The following is a 26,010-nucleotide window of genomic DNA, read 5'->3' on the forward strand; positions in this document are numbered from 1 at the left end:
CAACATGGAACAACTCGCTCCTCTGATCGCCACCGCGATCAACGCCGGCACGCCGCTGCTGCTGGCCGCGCTTGGGCTGCTCATCAACGAACGTTCCGGCGTGCTCAACCTGGGCGCCGAAGGCATGATGCTGGTCGCCGCCGTGACTGGCTTCATGGTCGGCTACCAGACGCAGCAGCCGCTGCTCGGCTTTCTCGCCGGCGCCGTAGCCGGCATGCTGATGGCCACGCTGTTCTCGTGGCTGGCGCTGGTGCTGGCCACCAACCAGGTCGCCACCGGCCTGGCGCTGTCGATCTTCGGCACCGGGCTGTCGGCCTTCATGGGCCAGCGCTTCGTCGGCCACGCCATGCCCGCGCAGGCCAGGTCGATCCCGGGCCTGGCCGACATTCCCTTTATCGGTCCTGCCTTCTTTCAGCACCACTGGATGGTGTACTTCAGCCTGCTGCTGTGCTTCGCCATCATGTGGTTCCTGTTCCGCACGCGCGCCGGGCTGACGCTGCGCGCGATCGGCGAATCGCCGGAATCCGCGCATGCGCTCGGCTATCCGGTGCGCACCATCCGTTTCGGTGCGCTGCTGTTCGGCGGCGCCTGCTGCGGCCTGGCCGGCGCCTACCTGTCGCTGGTGTACACGCCGATGTGGGTCGAAAACCTCGTCGCCGGCCGCGGCTGGATCGCGCTGGCGCTGACCACGTTCGCCACCTGGCGCCCAGGCCGCGTGCTGGTCGGCGCATGGCTGTTCGGCGGCGTGACCATCCTGCAGTTCTACCTGCAGGGCATTGGCGTCTCGGTGCCGTCGCAGTTCCTGTCGATGCTGCCCTACGCGGCCACCATCGTCGTGCTGGCGCTGATCTCGCGCAATCCGGCCTGGATCCGGCTGAACATGCCCGCCTCGCTGGGCAAGCCGTTCCGTCCGGGCAGTGCGTGATGCCGCTGCCCCAGTCCCATTTCAACGAGCCTTCGAAAGCCAACACAATTCATCAATTCATCAATTCATCACAAGGAGAAATCAATGATCGTCACGCGCAGGAAGACCCTGGCGGCACTGGCCGCCACCGCCGTGCTGGCCCTGGCCGGCTGCGGCAAGAAGGAAGCCGAGAAGCCGGCAGAGAGCGCCGCACCGGCCTCCGCGCCCGCCGCTGAACAGAAGGCCGAGCCGCTCAAGGTCGCCTTCGTCTACATCGGCCCGGTGGGCGATGCGGGCTGGACCTACGCGCACGACGCCGGCCGCAAGGCCGTGGAAGAGAAGTTCGGCAACAAGGTCAAGACCACCTATGTCGAGAACGTGCCGGAGTCCGCCGCCGACGCCGAGCGCGTGTTCCGCGACCTGGCCAGCCAGGGCAACAAGCTGATCTTCGGCACCACCTTCGGCTACATGGAGTCGATGCTGAAGGTCGCCAAGGAGTTCCCGGACGTGAAGTTCGAGCACGCCACCGGCTTCAAGACCGCCGAGAACCTCGCCCAGTATGACGTGCGCACCTACGAGGGTGCCTACCTGGCGGGCGTGGTCGCCGGCAAGATGAGCAAGTCGGGCAAGATGGGCGTGGTGGGTTCGGTGCCGATTCCCGAGGTGATCCGCAACATCGACTCGTTCACGCTCGGTGCGCGCAGCGTCAACCCGAACGCGACCGTCAAGGTGGTGTGGGTGAACAAGTGGTTCGACCCGGGCAAGGAGCGCGAAGCCGCCACGACGCTGATCGGCCAGGGCGTGGACATGCTGATGCAGAACACCGACTCCGCGGCCGTGGTGCAGACCGCGCAGGAAAAGGGCGTGTATGCGTTCGGCTGGGACAGCAATATGAGCAAGTTCGGCGAGAAGGCTCACCTGGCCGCCTCGGAAATCCAGTGGGGCGTCTACTACAGCAAGGTGGTGGATGACGTGCTGAACAACCGCTGGAAGAGCGGTACCACGTGGTGGGGCCTGAAGGAAGGCATGATCGACCTGAAGGACTTCAATACGATCGTGCCCGAGGACGTGAAGGCGCTGGTCGCCGAGCGCAAGAAGGGCATCGTCGACGGTTCCGCGCCGATCTGGAAGGGTCCGATCAAGGACAACACCGGCAAGGAACAGGTCGCCAAGGACCAGACCGCCGACGATAACTTCCTGCACGGCGTGAAGTTCTACGTCGAAGGCGTGGAAGGCAAGATCCCGGGCTGATCGGCAGTCCTCTTCCGGCATGCCGCCACGGCATGCCGGCCCGCCCCGGCCTTGCCGGGGCGCACCCCTCTTCTCTTTCCCTGCCCCGCCATTCTCCGGAACTTGAAGCCGCCCCGACCGGCCCAAGCTATCTGTGCATGCGCCGCTGGCCGGCGCCCATAATGTGATGGAGGCCACTCATGTGGAAGCGTTTCTCGGCCTTGTTGACGCTGGTGCGGCGCGACGGCCGCCTGTTCTGGTATGCGCTGCGGCATCCGGATGCGCCGCGGTGGCTCAGGCCTGCAGCCTTTGGGCTGCTGCTGTATGCGGTTTCACCTATCGACCTGATTCCCGACTTCATCGCCGGGCTTGGCATCGTCGATGACGTGGTGCTGATTCCGCTTGCAGTGCATTTCATGCTCAAGCGCCTGCCCCCGCATATTCTGCGGCAGGCGCAGGCGCGCGCGGGCGCGACTACGGTCCGGGCGCGGTGAATCTCGCTGGGTCTGGGGTGCGCCCCAGACCCTCCTCATCCCCCTCCCCCCTTCTCCCTCTGCCCCCGAAAATCCTTCGAATGAATCCCATGCTTCTTGAGCAGCATCTGCAAGTGGGAACGATTCATATCGCACCGCCGCGCCAGTTCTGCCACGGTCCCCCCCACTTCCTGCAGCCCCCGTTCAAGAAACGCCCGTTCCGCCTCATCGCTGGCAGCGCGCTTGGCCTCGCTAAGCGAGGCAGGCAGCGCTGACACCGCACCGACAGGCCCGAGCGGCACCACGGCCAGCGCCACCGGCTTCGGGCGGATATCCTGCGGCAAGTGGACGAGGTCCGCCGTATCGCCGGCCAGGCAAGACACGCGATACATCAGGTTGCGCAGTTCGCGGATATTCCCGGGATACTCGTAGTGCATCAGGAAATCCCGCAACCGTGGCGTGAGCCGGACCGGCCGGCGCTTGAGCATGCCGGCCGCTTCGTCGCTGAAATAGGCGACCAGCAACGGGATTTCATCGCGCCGTTCGCGCAACGCGGGCAGCGACACGTGGATCACGCTGAGCCGGTAGAACAAGTCCTCGCGGAAGGTCCCCTCCTTGCTCATGCGCCGCAGGTCCTTGTTGGTCGCGGCGACGATGCGCGTGTCGACGGCAATCACTTCGTCCGACCCCACCCGCTGGATCTCGTGCGCTTCCAGCACGCGCAGCAGCTTGACCTGTCCGGTCAGCGGCAGCTCGCCGATTTCGTCGAGGAAGATAGTGCCGGTATGCGCGCTCTCGAACTTGCCGCGCCGGTCGTTGCTGGCACCCGTGAAGGCGCCCTTCTTGTGACCGAACAACTCCGACTCCAGCAGGCTTTCCGGAATCGCCCCGCAGTTGACCGAGATGAACGGCCGTTCCTGGCGCGAGCCGTTGGCGTGGATCACCTTGGCCATCAGTTCCTTGCCGGTGCCGCTTTCGCCGTCGATGAGCACCGGGAGATCGGTAGGTGCGGCCTTCTCGGCGATCTCCAGCGATTCGAGCAGCTTCGGGTTGTCGCCGAAGGTGCCTTCGAAGATGAAGCTGCGTTCCAGCAGCGCCTGGCGCCGCTCGCGCGGCATGCGCTCGACTTCTTCCTCCACCGGCGCCTCGCCACCGGCGGCGGCGTGGATGAAGCGCTCCTTGTGGGACAGCCCCATCACCTCGTCGCGCAGCGTGGTGGCCTGCTTGAGCAGCTTCTCGATATCGGCCCGCTCCAGCCGCGACGACCAGCGCAGCGTCGAGCGCAAGATCTCGATCTTCTCCATCAGCCCCGCGAACGAGACCGCGGAGGTACTGGCGGCGTTGGCTGCGGGCGGCCGTGCGCCCTGGTTGTATAGCTTCATGCTGCACTCAGTTGCTTCTGCACCAGCTGGTAGTACATGCCCTTGCGCTCGAGCAGTTCCTCGTGACGGCCCTGTTCGACGATGGCGCCCTCGTACAGCACCAGGATCTTGTCGGCCTGCATGATGGTGCTGAGTCGGTGCGCAATGATCACCGCCGTGCGCCCGCGCAGGATCTCCTGCATGTTCGCCAGGATGTTGCTCTCGGACTGGGTGTCGAGCGCGGACGTGGCCTCGTCGAACACCAGCAGCCGCGGGTCGTGGTACAGCGCGCGCGCAATGCACAGCCGCTGGATCTGCCCGCCCGACAGCCCCATGCCGCGCTCGCCCACGATCTGCTCGTAGCCGAGCGGCAGCTTGGTGATGAACGGGTGCGCGTCCGCCATCCGGGCCACTTCCTCGATGCGGCGCCGGTCGGGACTTTCGTCGCCGCAGGCGATGTTCTCGGCGATGGTGCCCGAGAACAGCAGGTTGGTCTGCATCACGTAGCCTACCTGCGCGCGGTAGAACTCGGTGTCGATCACGCCGATGTCGTAGCCGTCCACCTTCATCGAGCCCTCAGTCGGCCGGTAGAACCCGACCAGCAGCTTGGCCAGCGTGGTCTTGCCCGAACCGCTGCGCCCGACGATCGCCACCATCTCGCCGGGCTTGATATGCAGGCTGATGTTTTCGAGCACATAGGCCGTATCCTCGCCGCCGTAGCGGAAGTAAAGCCCGTCCATCTCGATCTCGCCCTGCAGGTCCGGCAGCATCACGCGCGACATCACGTCCTGCGGCTTCTGCTCGGGCTCCAGGTCCAGCACGTCGCCGAGCCGCTCCATCGCCACGCCCGCATCGTTGAGCTGGCCCCACAGCGCCACCAGACCCATCAGCGGCGCCAGCACGCTGCCCATGAACGCATTGAAGGCGATGAGCTGGCCGATGGTCAGCTCGCGCTGCAGCACCAGCGTGGCGCCCGCCCACAGCACGGCGATGGTCGTGGCGGCGTTGAGCAACTGGCTGATCATGCCGATCAGGATATGGAAGGCCTGCGCCTGGTATTGCTTCTCCAGCGCCTTGGCGTACTTGGCCTCCCAGCGCAGGCGCACCGGCCGCTCGATGCCCATGCCCTTGACCGTCTCGGCGCCGCCCAGCGTCTCCATGAGGTAGGACTTGGCGTCGGTCGAGGCGGCAAAGACTTCGCGCGCGTAGGTCTTCACCTTTGGCGTGACCACCACCGTCAACGCCGCGATCGGGATCACGAACGCGATCAGCAGCAGCGTGAGCTTGACGTTGTAGAGGAACATGATGGTGAAGTAGATGAACACCATCAGCAGGTTCAGCGCCGTGGTCACCGTCGATTCGGTCAGGAAGGCGCGGATGGTCTGGTTCTCCTGGAAGCGCGCGAAGATGTCGCCGGTCTTGCGCTTGGCAAAGAACGAGAGCGGCAATGACAGCGTGTGCTTGAAGAAGTGCGACATCATGGAAAAATCCATGTTGCGCACCATGAAATTGGCCAGGTAGGCACGAATCGTCGCCATCAGTTGCGAGAACACATTGGCGATGATCAGCCCGACGATCAGCAGATGCAGCAGGCCGATGTTCTGGTGCACCACCACGCCATCCAGGATGTTCTGGATGATCAGCGGCGGCACCACGCCTAGCATCTGGATCACGAACGTGGCCAGGAACAGGTGCGCCAGGATCTTCTTGTACGGTGCCAGGTAGCTGATGAAGCGCAGCCACGGCGAGCGCTGCACCGACAGCTGCGTCATGCTCTCGCCGGGGCTGAACAGCAGGCAGGTGCCGCTCCAGCCGCGCTCGAACTCTTCCGCGCTCATCTTGCGGAAGCCGATGCCCGGGTCCGCCACCCACACCCAGCGCCCCGACACGCCGTACACGATCACGTAGTGGTAGCCCTCCCAGTGCACGATGAACGGCAGCTCGAAGCCCATCAGCGAATCGCGCGTGCACTGCACGCCGCGCGTGGTGAAACCCAGCGACTCACCGGCGCGCGCCAGGCTTTCCAGCGTGGCGCCCTGCGTGGTCACGTTGGCCAGTTCGCGCAGCTTGCCCAGCGACATCGGGATGCCGTAGTGCCTGCAGATCATGGCCAGGCAAGCGGCGCCGCAATCCATCTCCTCGGCCTGCTCGACCAGCGCGAAGCGGCGGATCAGACGTTCGCCGAGCTCAGGCTTGGACTGCAGGTCCAGCAACACCGGCCGCTTGCGGCGCTCGGCCAGCTTCTTCTGCCGGTGCAGTTCGCGGTCCACCACGCGGATGCGCTCCTCGAGCACCTCGCGCAGGCGCGGGTTGCGCTCCAGGATAAGCTGCACCGTCTTCTCGGGAATCACCAGCAGGCGCACCTCGGTCTCGGCGATGGCCGAGGCGATCTGCTCCTGGCGCATCACGCAGGCGCGCTCGCCGAAGATATCGCCCTGGCCCAGCGTCGCCAGCGAGAACTCGTCGCCCTCCTCGCTGCGCACCATGCGCACGGTTCCCTGGCGCACCACGTAGAGCCGCCGGTCTTCGCGCCCGTCCTGCTTCAGGATCTCCTTGCCCGCGGCCACGCGCTTGACACCCACGCTGCGCACGGCGTCTTCCAGCTCGCGCCGGTCCAGCTTGCCGCGCAGGTCGAACAGCCGCGCCACGAAGCCGCCGGCCGAGCTGATCGCGACATAGCTGGTGATGAAGGCCTGCGCCGCCTGGTTGCCCGCCACCACCTTCTCGCCCACGCTGCGCGGGATCATCAGCAACTCGGTCTTGCCCGACGCGCGCACCGACGACTCATGGTGGTACTCGCGCAGCAGCGCAATGTCGGCGAACACCTCGCCGGTCTTGCGCACGCCCATGCTGATTTCCTTGCCGTGCTCCTCGTTGAAGACACGCACCGAGCCAGTCTTGACGATAAACAGGCCAGGCGCGGGCTCGCCGGCATTGCACACCGTGTCGCCGAAGCCGAACGTCTGCGTCTGCGCCGCGGCGGCGAGTTGCTCCAGCTCCTCGCGCGTCAGGGCGGAGAGGATCTCCACCGTCGCCAGGAAGTCGGCAAGCGATGCCGCCACTGGCACGGCGGGCGCAGCGGACGCGGCCGATGGCGGCGGCACCTCTGCCGCCGCCCCGCCTTCGCTAGCGGGCTTCGATGACATGTTCCTGCGCCCTTGCCATCAGCCACTCTTCACGCAGCAGCCGGCGCACCTCCACCGCCACGTCGCTGTCCAGCGTCGCGGGATGCTTGGCGCGCACCAGGAAGACTTCGAAGAACGAGCGGTCCGGCGCGGCGAACGGGCCGAGCAGGTCGCCGGGCTCGGCATTGAAGACCTTGGCTTCGATGTCGGTCTTGAGCGAGCCGCGCAGCACCTTGCCGATATCCCCGCCCCGCTCTCGCGTATCGGCAATGGAGTGCTCGCGCGCCATCTCCGCAAACGAATCGGGATCATCCTGCAGGTAGGAGATCAGCTCCTTGGCCTTGCCCTCGCTGTCCACCACGATATGGCTGACCTCGATGCTGTCGAAGCGCGGCGAATTGAGCTGGAAGTATTCGTGCACCGCGGCTTCGCTGCAGACCTGCTCCATCATCCGCTCCTGGTAGAGGCTGTCGGTGATGAAGACCTCGAACTCGTCCAGGCTCACGCCCAGCGCGTCGAGATAGTGGTTCATGTCCGCCGCGCGGTGCAGGCCCTGCACGCGCCGGAACTGGTCGGCGCGTTCCTGGATGTCTTCCTGCGCCAGGACCAGGCCCGCGCGCTTCGCCGCGTGCACCGTAAGCTTGTCGCGCACCATCTGCTCGACCAGGCCTTCGAACTGCCCGGTGAACTTGAGCAGGCGGATGAATTCCTCGACGCCCAGTACCTCGTCGTCGATACGCACGATGCCAGTCATGGCCCTACCTCCTTTCGACTGCCGCGCCGCGGCGGTCGCGATGTGCTCGTGAACTCCGTGCCCGCTAGCCGGCCACCTGCCGGAACGGATCCAGGCCAAGGTCGATCAGCCGGCGCTCGCGCACCACGATCTCGGCCGTGGCGGTCATGCCGTAGCGCAACGGATAACGGGTATCGCCCACGGTGTAGTAGTCGCGCGACAGGCGGATGCGGCCTTCATAGACCGGCTGCTTGTCCGCCCCCGGCTTGGTGGCCGGCGAGATGTATTCGAGCGTGCCTTCGATCAGCCCGTAGCGCTGGTAGGGGAACGCATTGAACTTGAGCTTGACCGGCAGGCCTTCCTTCAGGAACGCGCGGTCGCGCTCGGCAATGGCGATCTTGAGCACGGGGCGCGCGTCATTGGGCGCAATGCCGCCGATCGGCGTATTGGCCTGGATCTTGTCGCCGCGCTGGGTGGAGGTCACGTCGGTGATAACGCCGGACACGGGGGCCAGGATCAGCAGGAAATTGTCCTTGTCGATATTCTCGAAGCGGATGCGCGCCGCCGCCTCCGCCACCAGGCGCGCGGTCTGGACCTGCAGGCGCAGCTTGTCCTCGGTGCTGGCGATGTCGCGCATGGCCGCGTCGTACTGCACGCGCAGCCCTGCCAGTTCCTGCCCGCTGCTTTCGAGCTGCACGTTGGCCTGCGTCAGCTCCTGGCCCTGCCGTGCTTCCAGTTCGGCCAGCCGGGACTGCGCCACGCGCAAGGTGTTCTCGGCCTCCTGCGTGGCCGCGCGCTTGGCTTCGACCTGCGACTGCGACACGCCACCGCCGCCCGGCAGCGCGAACAGGCGCGCATAGCGGTCCTGTTCCTGCCGCGCGAAGTCGCGCGCGCGCCGCGAATTCTCGACATTGCTGCGCGCCTCCTGCACCTGCGCGCGCTGCTGCTCGGTAAGCCGTGTCGTGCCTTCGGCGATGCGTGTCTCATGCTGGCGCGTGGCCACGTCGATCTGCTGCTTGAGCGCGGCGGCGCGGCGTTCCATCAGCGCCTTCTTTTCCGGGAACTGCTTCCACTCGCGCTCCGAGTCCTCCAGCTTGAGCTGCGCCTCGAGCGCGTTGGCCGCCGCCTCGATCGCGCCGCGCGCGTTCAGGCGCGCCAGCACGTCGTCCTTGGACACGGGCTGCCCCTCGGCCACGTACAGGTCGGCCAGTTCGCCGTCGACGGGCGCGTAGAAGCGCCTGACTTCCGATTCCGGCGCCAGCGTGCCCTCCGCCGTGACGATCACGTCCGCATGGCCGAAGAACGACCAGACCAGCGCGCACACCACCAGCGCAAACGTGGTCATCACCGTCAGCAGGCTCAGCCGCCACGGTTCGGCGGTGAGGATCGCGAGGCCCTCGCCGCCGTGGTCCTCGAGCGCCTCGGACAGAGGCCTGAGACGGTCGCCGCCGCGCGCGTCGTTCATGGCCGCCCCGCTTTCGGCTTGTCCGGCGCCGCGGCGGTCTGCGCTTCGGCGCCCGGGCCTTCGCCGCCGAGCAGCTCCAGCTTCGCCTTGAGCACGGCCGGGTCGAGCACCATGCGCAGCTCCTGCAAGGCGCGCCGCTGCTGATCCACCTCCGCGCGGATCTCCTCTTCCGCCTTGTTCCATTGCGCGAGGTCGGCGCTCTCGCCAGCCTTGAGCTGGCTGACGATGCGGATGCCCTGCCGCGCGTCATCCTGCGCCTGCGCCAGCCGCCGCGCCTGGTCGCGGAACTTCGGCGAGATGCCGGGCTCCAGCCTCTGGTCGCCGCCAATCTGGCCGTTAGCGCGGTACTGCTTCCAGCCGGCGACGGCACGCGTCATCAACTCGCGTGCGCGCCGCAAGGCACTGTCGCGAATGGCAGTGACATCGGCTTCCACCGCCCTGGCGTAGTACTTGTCCTCGTCGGGATCGAGCATCGCGTAGAAGCCCAGCAGCTTGTCTTCGTAGCCGCTGGCGCCACGCGCGCCTTGCAGTGCCGCGTACTGCGCGGCAACCTGCTGCTTGTGCGCCGCGTCTTTCGCCACATCGTCGCCCCACGGCCCCGCGCTGATGCGGCGCAGGCCGGCGATGGCCGTGGCGCTGTCGCCGCGCTGCCATGCCTGCGCAGCCGCCGCGTACTGGCGCGCCACCTCCGCATCGGGCAGGCGCTGCGCCAGCCGTGCGTACTGGGCCTGGAACGGCGGCGTGGCGAACTTCGCATCGGCCATGCGCGCCACCAGTGGCCCCGGGTTGCGCGCGCGCAGCGGCTGCATCAACGCGGCGTAGCGGCGCAGGTCGTCCTGCAGCTTGTCCAGGCCTGACAGGCGGGGGTACTTTTCCTTGTAGTCGGCAAACACCGGCTGCAAGGCCTCGGGCTGGTCGCGCGCCAGCTCGGTGGCGATGGTGGCATTGAGCCGTTCGATGGCGGCCAGGTAGACCGACTCGTCCGTCTGCAGCTTGCGCACATCGCTCAGCGCGCTTGCATAGACGTCGCGAAATGCGGGCTCATAGCCGGCGATGCGGCCCAGCGCGCGCTGGTGCGCGGCGGTGTCCTGGTTCCAGTGCGTCAGCAGGCCACGTATCGTCGCCTCGTCCGTGTAGAGCCGGATCGGTGCTTCGGCGCCGCCGCGCTGGGCGAAGTAGCGTTCGAGGTTGCCGATCCATTCCAGCTCGCCCACCAGCGGACGCGCATCCGCATTGTGCTGGCTGCCCGCGGCCATCCCGGCAAGCACCGTGGCGGCGCCGTGGAAGTCCTGCGCCCTGAGCTTGCCAGCCCACTGCGGCACATAGGCGCGCAGCAGCGCCTCCGTGCCCATGGCCTGGATCGGGGCATCGTCGGGATGCCTCGCGAGATAGGCATCCGCGGCCTTCGCGGCCTGCGCGTAGCGGCCTTCGGCGAGCAGCGATCTCACGTCGCGCTCGGGCATGCCGCGCAGGTAAAGCACCCCGATGCCGGCCACGACCAGCACGGCCAGTGCCGCGCCCCAGCGCCCGGCTCGCCGCATGCGCGCCGCGTCGTTCAGGCCGAAGCGGTTCGCGATCTCCGCGGCCAGCATGGCCATGCGGCTGCGCGGACGGCTGCCCTTGCGGGCCGAGGCATCGGTAGCGGCGGCGGCTTGCGCCTCGGCGTCGGCGTTGACCTCGTCTTCCTGCCGCGCCGCGTAGTCGACGCAGAAGATGTCCAGGAACGAGTCGGCTGCGCCGACGAAAGTGGTCTTGTCGGCGCCATCATCGGGAATCGGCGCCGCGGGGGCCGCAACATGCTCCGCGACGGGCTCCACATCGGCAGCCGCCTCCGGTTCGGCAAACACGGTGCGCGTCGCCGTGGCGTCAACGTCGCCTTCGCGCCGGACCTCGACCTTGTAGACGAAGTGGCTGCCGCCGAATGCAATCAGGTCGCCATCATTGAGCGGCACGCCGTGGTCGGCGAGGCGGTGGCCGTTGATGAAGGTCCCGTTGGTGCTGCCCAGGTCTTCCAGGAACGGAACGCCGCACTTCAGGTAGATATGCGCGTGACGCCGCGACAGGTAGTTGACCTGTTGCGGATGGCTGTCACGATAGCGCGCGAACGTGTCGTCGGCCTTGCTGATCAGGTAGGGGAAGCCGCTCAGCTCGATCGGGTGCAGGCCCACGTCGTTGCGCTCGGGCTGCAGCGTGACCGCGACGCGCGGCGGTTCCGCCGCGGGCACGCGCGGCGCAAGGCGTACATGGAACGACAGGGCCGAACCGAAGGACAACTCGTCGCCATCGCGCAGCCGCAGCGGGTGCCCGGCAACATCGGCGCCATTGATGCGCGTGCCGTTCTTGCTGCCCAGGTCCGCGACATAGACCGCGCCGTGCTCGGCGAAGATGCGCGCATGACGGCGCGACAGCGCCGCGGTCAGCTCTTCGGGATAGGAAACGAACGGCGCCTCGGTCCGCCCGACGGCGAACAGGTCGTCGCCGATGCGGATCTCGCCCAGCTCCGGACGGGATACGGGCGTCAGCAGAATGTCGAACTCCTGACCCATCCTCACCGGCATTTCCATGATCAGTGCATCGTCAGGAGCCATGTTTCCAAGAAACCAACAGCGCAGCCTTCACAGCAGGCGCACCGGGGGGATGAATCGACAATCAACATAGTAGGCCACGCCTCCCGCTAGTCAATTGGATGAGCGCCGGCCGTTGCGCGCGGGGTGTCGCCCAGGCGGCGCAAAGCGCCGGGTTACCCTGCTCTCGTTGTGACCGGTGTATCGTGAACGCTGCCTGGCGTGCCAGTGCGGCGCTGCCATCAGGGCGCTCGGTTCGACGCGGCGTTGCTCACTTGCACGTCGGACCAGCCGCCGCCCAGCGCCTTGTAGAGCGTGACAGTATCGGCAAGGATCTGTTGGTGGACAGCCAACAAGGACAGTTGCGCGGTCAGCAGCGAACGCTCGGTCTCGAAGACTTCGAGTTGCGACACCACGCCCTCCTTGAGTTGCGCCTCGATCTGCGCCGACACCACGCGCAACTGTTCAACCTGCTGCTGCAACTCGATGCGCTGCTTCTTGTGCGCATCCACATTGACCAGTGCGGTTTCCACCTCTTCGAAGGCATTGATCACCGTGCGGCCATAATCGCTTTCCGCGACCTTGACCTGCGCCTCCGTGGTCTTGACGTGGGCACGGATGTTCGGATCCAGCATCGGCAGGCTGATGCTCGGCGCGATGCCGAAGGTGAAAGTCTTCAGCAAGCTGCTCAGCGCGAAACTGGCCGCGCCGCCGTTTGCGGTCAGGCTGATGCTCGGCAGCTGCGCGAGCCGGGCCTGGCCGACAATGTTGTACGCCGCCAGCACGCGATATTCAGCGGCCACGATGTCGGGACGGCGCGCCAGCAGTTGCGATGGCAGGCCCGCCGGCACCGGCGGCGGCTGCACGCGGTCCTGCAGCTTGCCGGCGGGCACCTTGAGATTGCCCGCCGGCACGCCGACCAGTGTGGCCAGCGCGTTCTCGGTCACGTCGCGCGAGCGGCGCAGTTCGATCAGGTCCTTGGTGAGCCGGTTGATTTCCGCCTGCTGCTGCATCACGCGGATCTTCGGCACCAGGCCGTTCTGGAACATGGCCTGGTACGTGCCGAGGATCTGGCCGTTCTTCTGCACGGTGCGCGTCTGCTGGTCGATCTGCTCGTCGAACTGCAGGATCTGGAAGTAAGTCGTGGATACATTGGCGGCCAGCGTCAGGTAGCCGGCGCGCCAGTCCGCCTCGGTGGCATGGAACTCGGCGGTCTGCGCCTGCACGCCCTTCTCGACCTTGCCCCAGATATCGATGTCCCAGCTCAGCTGGGCGCCCGCGTTGAAGCTCTTCACGGTCGTCTGGCCGGTCGTCTTCGTAACGCTGCCGCCCGCGTTGAGATCGATCACCGGCAGCGCGCCGGCCTTGGCTTCGCCGATCTGCGCCTGCGCCACGCGGATGCGCGCGGCGAGCACCTTGATGTCGTAGTTGCCGGACAGCGCCTGCGTGATCAGCTTGTCGAGATACGGATCCCGGAAGCCCTGCCACCAGTTCGGCTGCACGGTCTCGGCCGGCGATACCGTGATCGACCCCTGCCGCGTCCACTCCGCCTTGGCGGGCGTTTCAGGGCGTTCGTACACCGGCGGCCGGAAGTCCGCGCAGCCGGCAAGCCATGCCGCGCAGGCCGCGGCGGCGACCCATGCGGCGGCACGGCGCGGCCGCGAAACAATCAATGGCGATTCGGTAGAGGCGTTGATCACGATATCTTCCTGCAACCACGCGCGAGCGGCCGGCCACCGCGGTGCCCGGACCTGCCTTGCGTGTCTGTATTGTGGTTCGCGCCGGCACGCGCTCCAACCCCGAAGTCGGGCCGGTGGCAACGGCATGGGTGCCGACGGCGGCGGCTTAGCCGAAGAGGTTGTTGTGCTTCGTATCCAGGGTCAGCTTGGTCATTTCGGGCTCCGGTAGGAAGGCCTGGCTGGTGTTGCTTCCCGGAGCACCGACGCATAGGCTGTGCCAGCTTGCGAAGCGCGCCTTGTGCTGTCTGCAAAGGCCTGAAAACAAGCGGTTTTCAGAGGCATGGAGGAGGATCGCGTGCGCAATGGGAATCATGGCCGCCCTGCCGCGGATGACGGATTGCGGCCAACAGTTCTGCGATAGCTGTCGGCTGTCAGGAGACAGCGTGGCACGGTCTGCGCGACAGCATGGCCTTGCTCGCGCGCAGCAGTGGTCACTTCACGTAGATAGTGATCTTCTTCGAATAGACGGGCGGATTCGTCGGGATGTGCTTGTCGTCACCCATCAGCAGCTGCAGCGTGTGCTTGCCCGGTGGCAACTCCACCATAGTCTCGGTCTCGCCGGCACCGAAATGCAGGTGGTTGCGATCGTTCGGGATTTCCTTGTCCATGGGCGGCAGGTCCACGTCGATCAGCAGGTGGTGGTGGCCGGTCTTCGGGAACTTGACGTCCTTCGGCGCCACGCCCATGTTGCGCAGGCCGAACCAGACGCGGAATGGCTTGCCTGCCGGCAGCACCTGCCCATTGTTGGGAAAGCCGATGTACAGGTAGGCGTCGGGCGGCGCCGGCGTTTCGCCTGCCATGGCGGCGGCTGGCAGCAAGAGGCTCGCGCCGAGCAAGGTGGCGGCTAGCAGCTTGAACATGGTGGATCCCCCTCGCGCTATTTCAGTCGGCCACTTCAGCCGATTAAGCCTTTGCAACCATTGCAGCCATTGCAGCCAACTCGGCTACTTCACCGTGATGGTGATTTTCCTGGAGTAGAGTGGCGGATCGAACGGCACGTGCTTGGCATCGCCCAGCAGCAGCTGCAGCGTGTGTTTGCCCGGCGGCAGCTCGATGCGCGCGTCGGTCTCCCCCGCGCCGAAGTGCAGATGGTTCTTGTCGGAAGGAATTTCCTTGTCCAGCGGCGGCAAGTCCGTATCGATCAGCAGATGATGGTGGCCGCACTTGCTCGACTCGATCCCCTTGGGGCAGACGCCCATATTGCGCAAGCCCATGCGGATCCAGAACTTGCCGCCGGAGATGACGGCGCCGTCCGGCGGCCAGATGATGTACACCTCGGCATTCTGCGGCGCCGAAGTCGGCATCGAGACGGACGGCACGGTGGCAACTGCCATGGCCGCCAGCAAGCGGAACAGGAATCGTCTGGACATACGCGGCGCCTCCCGGAGAGTGTCCGAAACCCGATCACGTTGTCCCGCAAGCCCGTGGTTCTTCTGGTTGCTCTTGGCCAGCGCTCGGCGATTCGGTATTCAGGTTAGAACGGAACCCGGCAAAAAGCGAACTCGCCATGACATGGCCACCGCGCCTGACCACAACACGGATGCGCTGCGCAAGCACCTCCGGATTCACAAACGCTGTGCTATCTTGAAGCAAGCTGACGTCACGGCAACACCACAATGCGCCCAGGCGCCGCCCAAGCGCGCGCGTCGGGCTGGCCGCAGTTCCAACAGGGTCCGAAAATGTGGCGCAAATCTCCTGTCGTTCTGGTCGCATCCGTGCTGTGCACCAGCGCGCTTCTCGCTGGCCTGGCCGGCCCGGCCTTCGCCGGTGGAACGGCGGCGGCACCGGAAGCGGCACCCCTGCTGCTGGCCGGCATCCTGCCCAAGAACAGCGATGAGCAATACGAGCTGACGTTCTGGGAATCGATCAAGAACAGCAACTACGCCGGCGACTACGAGGCCTACCTCAAGCAATATCCGAACGGACGCTTCGCTGCGCTTGCCAAGGCGCGCATCGAGCGCCTTGCCGCTGCCAGCGCTCCGGCCGCCAAGAGCCCGCCACCGGAACACGCCAGGCCGGCCCAGCCGCCCGCCGCGGCAACCGCGCCAGCCAAGCCTGCGCCGTCAGCGCCGCAGCGGACCGCGCCACCCGCCACCACGGCAGCGCCCGCGGCCGCTGGTGCCGCAGCATCAGCCACGCAGCCCTCGCGCGCGGGCTCGACGGCCGCCGGCGCGGTCAACACGGGGAGCGAGCGCAAGCCGGTCGAAGTCAAGGGCGAGATCCACGATTGTCCGGTCTGCCCCGTGCTCGTCAGCCTGCCGGCCGGCAGCTTCACGATGGGCAGCAATGCCAGCGACCCGGCGGAAAAGCCGGCGCACCATGTCACGATCAGCCAGCCGTTCGCGATCGGCCGCTATGAGGTGACCGTCGAGCAATGGAACGCCTGCGTCGACACGGGCGGCTGCGACCGCATCGCCACGGTGGCAAATAGTGCGAAGAGCGCGCCGATCCGAGATGTCAGCTGGGACGACGCACAGCAGTACGTGGCGTGGCTGAGCAAGACCACCGGCAAGACCTACCGCCTGCCCACCGAAGCCGAATGGGAATATGCCGCCCGCGGGGGCACCGCCTCGGCATTCTGGTGGGGCGACCAGATGCGCAAGGGCACGGCCAACTGCAAGGATTGCGGCGATCCGTGGAACCAGGATGCGCCCGCCAACGTGGGGTCGTTCGCGGCCAACCCGTTCGGCCTCTACGACGTCAACGGCAGCGTGTGGGAATGGGTCAGGGACTGCTGGCACAGCAGCTACAAGAATGCGCCGGTCGACGGCCGGAGCTGGGAAGAAGCAAGTTGCGGCGCGCGCGTGATCCGCGGCGGCTCATGGCGCGAAGGCGCGAGCTACATGGTGTCGTCGACGCGCTTCAAGTACAGCGCGAGCGTGCGGCAGTCGCAGAACGGCTTCCGCGTCGCGCGCGACGTCAAGTAGACGCGCGGCCATCGACGCTCGCGACGCTCCCAGAGGTTCATTTGGCTCGCGTGGAAATCTCCACGAGGTCCGCGCTGATGCGGTCCTGCCCATACTTGTGGGCCATCTGCCCGAGCGGCGTTTCCAGCGCCTTCAGGTAGTCCTGCCGCGTCTCCACATCGGAGCGCCGCCCGTCGAACAGCGGCGCCGGCGTGGTGAGCAACACCACGAGTTCCGTGCCGAACGGCCGCGAGATCACCCAGTCACCCGCGTCGCCAATGGTGGCGCTGTAGCTGGCCGGCGCCTGTTGGCCCGGCACGCGCGCGCTTGGCACAAGGTGGGCCACATTGCCGTCGGCCGCAAAGTAGTCGACGTACACGTAGGAATCCTGCGCGGGCGTGCGCAACTCGAGCACCAGCGGCGTGCCTTCGGTGAGCTGCTTCTTGTCGCCGCGCGTGCGCAGCGAAGATGCCGCCGCGCCCTCGCGGCGGCCGGACCAGTACGGTGCGATCATGCGCGCGATATCGCATTTGTCGGCGCTGAGCGGCTGGGTGTCGAAGTCGAGCGACTTCACGCCCGGCAACGCATTGAGCTGCTCGCGCAGGCGCGACACGCCCACGCTCTCGGCCAGGTAGCCACGTACGCGCACCCGCCCGTTCTCTGGCGAGGTCGCCGCCAGCAGCGAGCATGGCACCGCGGCCATTACGCGCAATACGGCCGGCATCGAGAACGCCTCGGCCGGCGGACTCGGTGCCGGGGCAGCCGGTGCCGGGGGCGCCGATGGCGCGGTTGGCGCGGTTGGCGCGGTTGGCGCGGTTGGCGAAATGTCGGCCTGCGCCACTGGCGGCGGCGTCTGCGTTGGCCGGCTGGTGCGCCATGCGAAGTAGCCCACTGCCGATACGCCCGCCAGTGCTGCCACGGCGGCGCCTGCCAACAGCGCCGAGCGCTGCGACGCCGTGATGGCGGGCGCTGCGCTCATGCCTGCCAGGAAACGGTCGACCGTGGGCGTGCGCGTCTCGCGGTCCAGCGAGAGGGCCTGGCGCAGCGTCTTCCACTGCGTGCGCGACAGCTCGCGCGGCTGCATGGGCTTGAGCCCGGCGGCGCGCGCCTGATTCGCCGACATGCGTTCATAGGGGTGCCGGCCGGTCAGCAGCTCGTACGTCACGCAGGCTAGCGCATAGATGTCGTCGCGCGGGTCGGGCTCGCGGTGCTCGAACATCTCGGGGCTAGCGTAGGCCGGCGTCATGCCGCCGAGCGAGCCGGGATCGAAGACGGTCTTGTCGGATTCATCCGCCGGCGGCAGGAAGCCGCGCGCAATACCGAAGTCGATCACCTTCACTTCGCTGCCATCGGTCAGGAAGACGTTGGCGGGCTTGAAGTCGCAATGCACGAAGCCGCGCTCGTGCGCATAGGCCAGCGCATGGCTCATGCCGGCGATGATGGGCATGGCCTTGGCCATGGGCATGCCGGTGAAGCCGGGTGCCTTGAGGATCTGGCTGAGCGGCCTGCCGGACAGGTACTCCATGGTCAGGAAGACCACCGGGCCGTCGCGGTCGAAATCGTAGACGGTGACGATATTCCGGTGCGCAAGCGTCTGCGCCTTGCGCGCTTCGCGCTGCAGCGCAATCAGCGACTTGGGGTGGCCGCTGAACTGCAGGTTGAGCACCTTGATCGCGATATACGGCTTGCGGTCCGAGGCCTCCAGCTTGCGCAGGTCCAGTGCCTTGTACACCGTCCCCATGCCGCCTACACCGAGGCACTCTTCAAGCACGAAGCGGCCGTTCAGCGTGTCGCCGACGCCCTTTGGCCGCGATGCGGGCGGCACGGTGCCGACGGCCGGCGAGGTGGCATAGAGCGAGCCGGTCACGGGGCCGCTTTCCATGTCGGTGGATTGGCCCGTCAGATCGAACAGCGTCGTGCCGCTGCGCTCGATGCGGCGCATGACCTCGGCGTACACCGCCGGCGGGAACGGGAAGCGGGTGTTCTCCTCGATGATCACGCGTGCCAGCTGGCTCGGCGTGGTGCGCTCCTGCGCCAGTGCCATGTCGAATGACGCAACGAACTCGTCGTCGGACAGACCGCCGTTCTGGAACTTCTGAATCAGGTCTCTGACACTGGCCATCGGTGTTGCCCCGAAGTCAATGCAAGCGGCACGCTCTCGCGCAAGCGCACCATCCACGATGGATACTAGTGCGCACTCTTGGCATCCGCAAACCGCGCGTGGGCGGCGCAGCAGAGCTTCTGCTCCCTTGCGCATGCACGGGTCACATCAGCGAAAACCGCTGTCGGTGGGCAGCCAACAGCGAACCTCGAAGTGTTGGCGAATACCCGCCATCCTGCCCCCGGTCTGGCACGGGCAACCTTGCCGCGCACAATGCACTTTCATCCCGCAAACCCGCCCTATGCCTGGCGCCTGGCGAGTCCGAACGCGGACGGTCGGAAGCCTGGCGCGACTCCTGCTTCTTTCAGCCTTCCGGGGGACAGCTAGACGTCACCCCGAATGTGTCGCGCGAACCGTGCGTGCCTCGACATTGCCCTGCGCAAACGGTGGCCCAGTCTCTGCGCGACAGGCGGCGGCGCGGCCTGCTTGCGCATCGGACCGCACGCCTATACTGAAGCGGCGCCGTCCCCGCGCGGACGCGGCGCCGCACGACCGGAGAAAGCCATGGCAGTGATCGTCATCAAGGACCTGACCGAGAACATCGACCTGGACCGGGAGGCCATGACCGCCATCCTCGGCGGCAGCCGCAGCGGCGGCGCAAGCGGGCGCATCTGGCTGGGTCTGCGGCAACGCGGGCCGTCGCGCCTGGTTTCGTATCCGCCAGGCTGGCCGGCGAATCCGCACGTCCGTCCGCTGGAGCGTATCGAGGGCAAGCTGCCGCGCAAGTGACAGAGCCTCAGCGCACGCCGGACAAAGAAAAGCCCGCCATGGCCTGGCGGGCTGGTTGCGGACGGCCCCGGACTTCCTGGGTCAACGCCATCAGCCGTGCGGTCATTCCTTGTCGAGCAGGCTTCCCATGATTCCGCCCATGACGCGGACGCCCCACCGGACCACCCGGAGGTTCGCAGGAATTCTGGCAGTGACGACAATGACCGCACTGCTCACAGCGAGCAGTGATTCAGTATCGCTGTAGGATGCCAATACGGGAACTTTATTGTCCGCCCCGTACGAGCAATCATCTGTTGCTCGCGCCTTGAGTATAGGGCGGTCCCTCCTGCTTTCAACCCGGAATTGGCACCGCACGTGAGTGAGTGCCAGCGCTGGTGTGCCATGTGCCCCTCGGCGGACATATCTGGTTACTTTTTCGCAGCGCAACAAATTTTCCGGGTTCTGCTATAATCCGCGCCGTGAGTTTCGCAACTGTGAGTTCCGCCACCCGCCAGGCACATCCCGCCAAGGCGAATCCGCTGCCCTCCCAAGCTCTGTTTTCCCGCTGCCGAACGTGGCTTTTGCCTTGATTCAGTAGCCGACAGAACGCACCGCTCACCGACGTAGCCTCGTCTCCGATCCTGTTGAACAGCCTGAACTGAGCTGTTTGCCTGCCAGGGACCCGCGGCTGGCCTAGCGCCTGCCGACACCCTGCCTGCCGCCGTACTGTCAGCTGAGTCTGTCGTAACGGCCTCACCGATTGGCGCCGAAGCCTTTTTAAAGACTTTGCACTGCGCCCACCCCTATTTCGTTTGCGTTGCAGGGGTGCCATGCATTTTTGATCATTACGACATGACCCAGCACGACACTCGTGCGGAGCAAGCTATTGCCTCCGCTACCGACGCTTCGATCACTTCCGCCGCCCAAAGCCCGCTCGACAAGCTCGACGCCATGCTCAATGGCCCGGAAGAAACGACCAGCGCCGACGCAGCGGAGAACGGTTTTGCCGCGCTTGGCCTGGATGCGGCCATCCTGCGCGCACTCTCCGAACTGAACTACAACAACCCGACGCCCGTCCAGGCGCAGGCCATTCCCGCCTTCCTGGCTGGCCGCGACCTGCTGGTGTCGAGCCAGACCGGCTCGGGCAAGACGGCGGCGTTCATGCTGCCCGCCATCCAGCGCATCAGCGAAAAGCCGGCGCCGAACCGCCCGACCGAACCCGCCAAGCGCATGAAGGGCAAGCGTCCCCGTCCGTCCCCGGCACAGCCTTCGCTGCTGGTGCTGACGCCCACGCGCGAACTGGCGCTGCAGGTGACCGAAGCCGCCGCCAAGTATGGCCGCAACATGCGCCGCATCGTCTGCGCCAGCATCCTGGGCGGCATGCCCTACCCGAAGCAGCTCGCCATGCTGTCCAAGATGCCGGACATCCTGGTCGCCACGCCGGGCCGCCTGCTTGACCATATCACCGCCGGCCGCATCGACCTGTCGGCACTCGACATGCTGGTGTTCGACGAAGCCGACCGCATGCTGGACATGGGCTTTGCCGATGACATCGACGCTATCGTCGACGCCACGCCGGCCAGCCGCCAGACCCTGATGTTCTCGGCCACGCTGGACGCCCGCATCGCGCAACTGGCTTCGCGCCAGCTCAAGGATCCGCAGCGCATCGAGATCGCCGCGGCCCGCGCCGACCAGAGCCATATCGAACAGCGCCTGCACTTCACCGACGACATGTCGCACAAGGAGCGCCTGCTCGACCACCTGCTGCGCGATGCCACGCTCAAGCAGGCCATCGTGTTCACGGCAACCAAGCGTGACGCCGACTCGCTGGCCGAGCGCCTGTCCGACACCGGCTTTGCCGCCGGTGCCCTGCACGGCGACATGACCCAGGGCGCGCGCAACCGCACCCTGACCGCGCTGCGCCGTGGCAACCTGCGCGTGCTGGTGGCCACCGACGTGGCCGCGCGCGGCATCGACGTGCCCGACATCACCCACGTGGTGAACTTCGACCTGCCCAAGCAGGCCGAGGACTACGTGCACCGTATCGGCCGTACCGGCCGTGCCGGCCGCTCGGGCATCGCCATCAACCTGGTCAACCACGGCGATATGTTCCAGTGGCGCCGCATCGAGCGCTTCACCAACCATCGCATCGACGCGTCGGTGATCGAAGGGCTGGAGCCGCGCCGTTCGCCCAAGCCGCGTTCGAACTTCGGCGGCAAGCCGGGTGGCGGCCGCGGCAATGGCGGCGGCTATCGCGGCGGCGAGCGCAGCTTCGGTGACCGCAGCTTTGGCGAACGCAAGTTCAGCGGCGAAAACCGTGGCTTCGGCAATCGTGGCGGCCAGGAAGGCGGCGGCAACCGTGAAGGCGGCTACCGTGGCGGCGAGCGCAATTTCAGCGACCGCGGCGAGCGCAACTTTGGTGATCGCAATTTCGGCGAACGCAAGTTCGGCGGCGAAAACCGCGGCTTCGGCAACCGCGGCGGCCAGGAAGGCGGGCGCACCTTCGGTGACGACAACCGTGGTTTCGGCAACCGCGAAGGTGGCGGCTACCGTGGCGGCGAGCGCAATTTCGGTGATCGCAACTTCGGCGACCGCAGCTTTGGTGATCGCAAGTTCGGCGGCGAAAACCGCAGCTTCGGCGACCGTGGCGCCCGTGATGGCGGCCGCAGCTTCGGCAACCGCGAAGGCGGCTTCGGTGGTCAGCGCAACAGCCGCTCGCGCTACGAGCGATAAGACATCCACGGCGCCACGCGCGCTGGCATCATGAAGAAGAGCACCCCGCGGGGTGCTCTTCTTTTTTCGCCTGATGGATGCGCTCATCGCGCAGGGCAGGCGCAGCACGAGGCGCCCTCGCCCCCCCCTCTTACATCGCGCACGTCCGAAACCCCACAAACACAAAATCCTCCTCCGGCAGCAAAGCCCATCGGGCCCGCACGTGCCGCTGCCGCGACGAACTGACAAAGGTCGTGCCTCGCACCGTCTGGTGCGTGCCGAAGCGCGCCACCAGCTCCTGGTCCGACGGCGACGCGACAAACCCCGCATACGGCTCGTACGGAGACGCCGTCCACTCGCGCAACATGCCCCACTGCAACCCGCGGTTCTGCAGCGCTGCAAGCTCCCACTCCGCTTCCATGGGTAGGCGGCGGCCAGCCCACCCGCACCAAGCCTGGGCTTCATAAAGCGAGACGTGGCGCACGGCCTCGTCGGGGTTGAGGGTGCGCAGCGTACCGAAGCGCTCCACCATCCAGTTGCGCGATTCCGGGTGCCGCGACCAGTAGCGAGGTGCCGAGCGCTCCTGCGTCATCAGCCACTGCCGGCCAGCGGCCGACCACCAGGCCGGGTTCTCATAGCCGCCGTCCTCGACGAACTCCAGGAACTGCGCGTTGCTGACCAGTGCGGCGTCGATCTCGAATGCCGGCACATAAGTGGGCTGCGGCGGCAGTTCGTCCGGCTGCGCATAGCCATCCGGATCCGACCAGCCCTGCGTGAAGCGGCCGCCGGGGAAATGCAGCGTGCCGGCATGCGCGACCGACATGCCGGGTCCTGGCGCAACCGGCGCGGCCGGTGCCAGGCCAAGCGCCTGCAACAATGCCGCGAGATTCTCGGCCTGCGCATCTTCCTGGAACAGCGCGCGGCGAAACGGATAGAGCGTCAGGTCGCCATCGTCAGGCAACAAGGCCAGGCGGCGCAGCAGGCCATCGAGCACATCGGAGGCATATTGCTTGATCACGGCCACGTCGGGCAGGACGATTTCCCAGCGTTCATCCATGCCGATGCGGTCAGGGTCGAACCATTCGTCGGCACCATCGAGCCGCGACGGCTCGCTGGCCACGGGCACCGGCACGCCGCCACGGTCGAGCTGCCGCACGCCGCGCAGGCACCACCATTCGGCGTGCCAGGCGATATACCCCAGCGTCCACAGCGGCGGGCTGGCGTCGTACTGCCGCGGCACATCCCAACCCTTGCGGGTCTGGCCAAAAGCGGCCAGCCAGGCCAGGGTCCGGCTGCGCGCGTCGACCAGCGCCTGGGCCAGCCCTTCGCGTGGCAGGCGACGGGCATCGGACCAGCCAGCCTGGCCGCCACTGAAGTAGAGATCGGGAAGCATGGTGAAGCCGCTCATCGGTTGACATCCGTTCGGGAAGGACGAAGACGGGCGGCCGCCCGCCATGGCAGCGGCCATTATGACACCGGACGGGAGACGCTTCAGGCGCGCGCGTGGAACACCGCGAACCAGCCCAGCGGGTCGGTCCAGTACACCGGATCGTCGAAGCCGGCGGCCTCAAGCAGCATGGCGAAATCGCCGGGCCGGTATTTGTAGGAATCCTCGGTGTGGATGCGCTCGCCTTCGCCGAACCTGCGCTCGCCGCCGTCCCAGCGCACCCGCACCGGCCGGCACGCCTGCAGGTGCATCTGGATGCGCGACGCCTCGCGGTCGAAGCTCGCGGCATGGCGCCAGTCGTCGACGTCGAAATCGGTCTCGACGATGCGGTTCACATTGCGCAGCACGTTGCGGTTGAAGGCAGCCGTGACACCCAGCGCATCGTCATACGCGGCGACCAGCGTGGCTTCGTCCTTGACCAGGTCCACGCCGATCAGTACGCCGTCGCCACGCCCTGCCGCGCCACGCAGCCGCTGCAGCAGCGCCAGCGCGTCCATGGGCGAGAAATTGCCGATGCTCGAGCCCGGATAGAAAAACAGCCGCTTGCCGCGCCTGACGTTGCGAGGCAGGTCGAAGCTGCCGCACAGGTCCGCGCCGAGCCCGAGCATGGGGATGTCCGGATGCTGCTGCTGCAGGCACGACAAGGTGCCGCGCAGGAATTCCACCGAGATGTCGAGCGCCACGTACTGCGCCGGCCTCAGGCTGCCGAACAGCCGCGCGGCCTTCTCGCAGTTGCCCGCGCCCAGGTCGATCAGCACGCAGCCGCTGCCCGCGCGCGCGGCAATGGCGGGCGCGGCGCTGGCGAAAATCGACGCCTCGGTACGCGTCGGGTAGTACTCGGGCAGGTCGGTGATCGCCTCGAACAGGCGCGAGCCCAGCACGTCGTAGAAGAATTTCGGGCTGATGCTCGCTTCGGACTGGCGCAGGCCGGCCAGTATCTGCCCGCGCAGGGCGCCGCTGTCTTCGTGGTACTGCTGGATGAACTCGGGCTGCGGCGGTATGGCCCTGGACACATGGCCGTTGGCCACGCTCACCAGCGAGGGGGAGCCATCGTCCGCGACGCCTGTACTCCTGGCGTCTTGTGCATCGTTGGCGTTGCGATGGCCGAGGCCGGATGGGTCGGTGGAGCGGGAACGATTAAGCTGGGTCGGGACAGCCGGCATGACGTTTCCTTGTGTGGTCGTGGGTCCACTTCTTATCCCTCAAGGCGGACGCACCCTGACATGCGTGGGCGCGCCGGATCCGGGATGCGCCGCTGTCCTGTCCGGGACGCATCGGCCGAAAGCCGATCTTCAAGCATAGGTGCCCCGCGGCGATTGCGGTTGCTGCGTTGCAAAAATGGCAGCGCAAATCGGAGGCAACATCGGGTGCGGTACGAGACCGAGGCAGTTCGCCTCCGTATCTTTCCCAATGCCGCCACAACGCAACAATTCGTTTATAATCCGGCCCAACGCGGATGCACTCTGGTCCGCGTCCCTTCAAAGGGGAGTAGCTCCGGGGCCATGCCCTTAGCACAATCGTCATTCCGAGACTGACGTCTCCGGTTGTGCTGACACTGGTGCGCAGACCGCGCCAGACGTCGAGCAAGACCTTTGCAACCTGGAATCATGGTTTGCAAAGGCGACTCCCGGTCCCCCGTCTCACTCCATGACTCCAGGCGAACCAAACGCGCGTTTGCGGCTATTCGCACTTGAGGAGAGTTCATGGAGTGGTTTACCGATCTGTTCACGATGCAGTTCCTGACGGCACTGCTGTCCATCGTCGTCATTGACCTGGTGCTGGCCGGCGACAATGCCATCGTGATTGCCCTGGCGGCGCGCAACCTGCCGCAGCACCTGCAAAAGAAGGCCATCGTCTGGGGTACCGTCGGTGCCGTGGTGGTGCGCTCGGCCATGACGATCGGCGTGGTCTGGCTGCTCAAGATCCCGGGCCTGCTGCTGGTCGGCGGCCTTGCGCTGGTGTGGATCGCCTACAAGCTGCTGTCCGATGAGGGCGACGGCGACGAGCATGGCGCGGGCGCTTCGACGCTGTGGGGCGCGATGAAGACCATCATCATCGCCGACGCGGTGATGGGCGTGGACAACGTGCTGGCCGTGGCTGGCGCCGCGCACGGCAGCTTCCTGCTGGTGGTGCTGGGCCTGCTGATCAGCATCCCGATCGTGGTGTGGGGCTCGAGCCTGGTGCTCAAGCTGATGTCGCGCTTCCCGGCGATCATCTACGCCGGCGCCGGCGTGCTGGCCTTCACGGCCGCGAAGATGATCGTGCACGAACCGCTGGTCAAGGCGTTCTTCGAAGCCAACCCGGTGGTCAGCTGGGGCCTGTACGCGCTGGTCATCGGTGGCGTGCTGGGCGCCGGCTACCTGGTGCAGAAGCGCCGCGGGCAACACCAGGCGCAGCAACCGGCCGGCAGCCACTAAGGCCTGCCGCCACGCCAGGGAAGCGGCCCTGGCCACCCTGCCGCAAGGGCCACCCGAAGGGGTGG

19 protein-coding genes are annotated in these 26,010 nt (G+C 66.6%); 7 read left to right on the plus strand and 12 right to left on the minus strand.

Annotated elements, in window-relative coordinates; translation table 11 throughout:
* Window positions 1-4 precede the first annotated feature (4 nt).
* The 3 genes from CupriaWKF_RS11690 (at window position 5) to CupriaWKF_RS11700 (ending at window position 2,628) form a co-directional block, all read left to right on the plus strand.
* Window positions 5-925 carry an ABC transporter permease gene (locus CupriaWKF_RS11690; protein ID WP_276098034.1) on the plus strand — a complete coding sequence of 307 codons (921 nt, stop codon included), beginning with the start codon at window positions 5-7 and terminating at the stop codon, window positions 923-925.
* Between the two features lie 84 nt (window positions 926-1,009).
* Window positions 1,010-2,155, plus strand: a complete 1,146-nt coding sequence (locus CupriaWKF_RS11695; protein ID WP_276098035.1) for a BMP family ABC transporter substrate-binding protein — start codon at window positions 1,010-1,012, stop codon at window positions 2,153-2,155.
* Between the two features lie 179 nt (window positions 2,156-2,334).
* The gene (locus CupriaWKF_RS11700; protein WP_276098036.1) at window positions 2,335-2,628 is read left to right on the plus strand and encodes a YkvA family protein; all 294 of its coding nucleotides are present in this window, start codon (window positions 2,335-2,337) and stop codon (window positions 2,626-2,628) included.
* A gap of 35 nt (window positions 2,629-2,663) precedes the next feature.
* On the opposite strand, the gene CupriaWKF_RS11705 is transcribed toward CupriaWKF_RS11700, so the two are convergent.
* The 9 genes from CupriaWKF_RS11705 to CupriaWKF_RS11745 all read right to left on the minus strand — a co-directional run bounded on the left by CupriaWKF_RS11705 (window position 2,664) and on the right by CupriaWKF_RS11745 (window position 14,964).
* The gene (locus tag CupriaWKF_RS11705) at window positions 2,664-3,989 is read right to left on the minus strand and encodes a sigma 54-interacting transcriptional regulator (protein WP_276098037.1); all 1,326 of its coding nucleotides are present in this window, start codon (window positions 3,987-3,989) and stop codon (window positions 2,664-2,666) included.
* On the minus strand, window positions 3,986-7,114 hold the full coding sequence (locus CupriaWKF_RS11710; RefSeq protein ID WP_276098038.1) for a peptidase domain-containing ABC transporter: 3,129 nt from the start codon (window positions 7,112-7,114) through the stop codon (window positions 3,986-3,988). Before CupriaWKF_RS11710 ends, CupriaWKF_RS11705 begins: the two co-directional genes overlap by 4 nt.
* Window positions 7,095-7,847: a peptidylprolyl isomerase gene (locus CupriaWKF_RS11715; RefSeq protein ID WP_276098039.1), complete on the minus strand. Its 753-nt coding sequence runs from the start codon at window positions 7,845-7,847 to the stop codon at window positions 7,095-7,097. The genes CupriaWKF_RS11710 and CupriaWKF_RS11715 overlap by 20 nt, the downstream gene beginning before the upstream one ends.
* A 64-nt stretch (window positions 7,848-7,911) precedes the next feature.
* On the minus strand, window positions 7,912-9,291 hold the full coding sequence (locus CupriaWKF_RS11720; RefSeq protein WP_276098040.1) for an HlyD family efflux transporter periplasmic adaptor subunit: 1,380 nt from the start codon (window positions 9,289-9,291) through the stop codon (window positions 7,912-7,914).
* Window positions 9,288-11,879: an FHA domain-containing protein gene (locus CupriaWKF_RS11725; RefSeq protein ID WP_276098041.1), complete on the minus strand. Its 2,592-nt coding sequence runs from the start codon at window positions 11,877-11,879 to the stop codon at window positions 9,288-9,290. Before CupriaWKF_RS11725 ends, CupriaWKF_RS11720 begins: the two co-directional genes overlap by 4 nt.
* A 218-nt stretch (window positions 11,880-12,097) precedes the next feature.
* Window positions 12,098-13,525 carry an efflux transporter outer membrane subunit gene (locus tag CupriaWKF_RS11730; RefSeq protein ID WP_276100780.1) on the minus strand — a complete coding sequence of 476 codons (1,428 nt, stop codon included), beginning with the start codon at window positions 13,523-13,525 and terminating at the stop codon, window positions 12,098-12,100.
* Window positions 13,526-13,700: 175 nt separating this feature from the next.
* Window positions 13,701-13,907, minus strand: a complete 207-nt coding sequence (locus CupriaWKF_RS11735) for a hypothetical protein (RefSeq protein WP_276098042.1) — start codon at window positions 13,905-13,907, stop codon at window positions 13,701-13,703.
* A 118-nt stretch (window positions 13,908-14,025) separates the two neighbouring features.
* Window positions 14,026-14,454, minus strand: a complete 429-nt coding sequence (locus CupriaWKF_RS11740; protein ID WP_276098043.1) for a DUF4399 domain-containing protein — start codon at window positions 14,452-14,454, stop codon at window positions 14,026-14,028.
* An 84-nt stretch (window positions 14,455-14,538) separates the two neighbouring features.
* Window positions 14,539-14,964, minus strand: a complete 426-nt coding sequence (locus tag CupriaWKF_RS11745) for a DUF4399 domain-containing protein (RefSeq protein ID WP_276098044.1) — start codon at window positions 14,962-14,964, stop codon at window positions 14,539-14,541.
* A 309-nt stretch (window positions 14,965-15,273) separates the two neighbouring features.
* Between CupriaWKF_RS11745 and CupriaWKF_RS11750 the strand changes: the two genes are divergently transcribed.
* Entirely contained in the window at window positions 15,274-16,521 is a 1,248-nt protein-coding gene (locus CupriaWKF_RS11750; RefSeq protein ID WP_276098045.1) for a formylglycine-generating enzyme family protein, read from the plus strand.
* A gap of 37 nt (window positions 16,522-16,558) precedes the next feature.
* On the opposite strand, the gene CupriaWKF_RS11755 is transcribed toward CupriaWKF_RS11750, so the two are convergent.
* A complete protein-coding gene (locus CupriaWKF_RS11755) occupies window positions 16,559-18,622 on the minus strand; it encodes a serine/threonine-protein kinase (protein WP_276098046.1) in 2,064 nt (687 codons plus the stop codon).
* 543 nt (window positions 18,623-19,165) lie between these two features.
* Here CupriaWKF_RS11755 and CupriaWKF_RS11760 point away from each other — a divergent pair.
* Entirely contained in the window at window positions 19,166-19,390 is a 225-nt protein-coding gene (locus tag CupriaWKF_RS11760; protein ID WP_276098047.1) for a hypothetical protein, read from the plus strand.
* Window positions 19,391-20,221: 831 nt separating this feature from the next.
* A complete protein-coding gene (locus CupriaWKF_RS11765) occupies window positions 20,222-22,102 on the plus strand; it encodes a DEAD/DEAH box helicase (RefSeq protein WP_276098048.1) in 1,881 nt (626 codons plus the stop codon).
* Between the two features lie 130 nt (window positions 22,103-22,232).
* Here the strand turns inward: CupriaWKF_RS11765 and CupriaWKF_RS11770 are convergent, their stop codons facing one another.
* Complete coding sequence (locus CupriaWKF_RS11770; RefSeq protein ID WP_276098049.1) at window positions 22,233-23,489, minus strand: SUMF1/EgtB/PvdO family nonheme iron enzyme; 1,257 nt, start codon at window positions 23,487-23,489, stop codon at window positions 22,233-22,235.
* Between the two features lie 83 nt (window positions 23,490-23,572).
* Window positions 23,573-24,691 (minus strand): L-histidine N(alpha)-methyltransferase, encoded by a 1,119-nt coding sequence (gene egtD, locus CupriaWKF_RS11775; protein WP_276098050.1) that lies wholly within the window; start codon window positions 24,689-24,691, stop codon window positions 23,573-23,575.
* Between the two features lie 540 nt (window positions 24,692-25,231).
* On the opposite strand from egtD, the gene CupriaWKF_RS11780 reads away from it, so the two are divergent.
* Window positions 25,232-25,945 (plus strand): TerC family protein, encoded by a 714-nt coding sequence (locus CupriaWKF_RS11780; RefSeq protein WP_276098051.1) that lies wholly within the window; start codon window positions 25,232-25,234, stop codon window positions 25,943-25,945.
* The last annotated feature ends 65 nt before the right edge of the window (window positions 25,946-26,010 follow it).

The organism is Cupriavidus sp. WKF15, from assembly GCF_029278605.1.
Taxonomy (GTDB): Bacteria; Pseudomonadota; Gammaproteobacteria; order Burkholderiales; family Burkholderiaceae; genus Cupriavidus.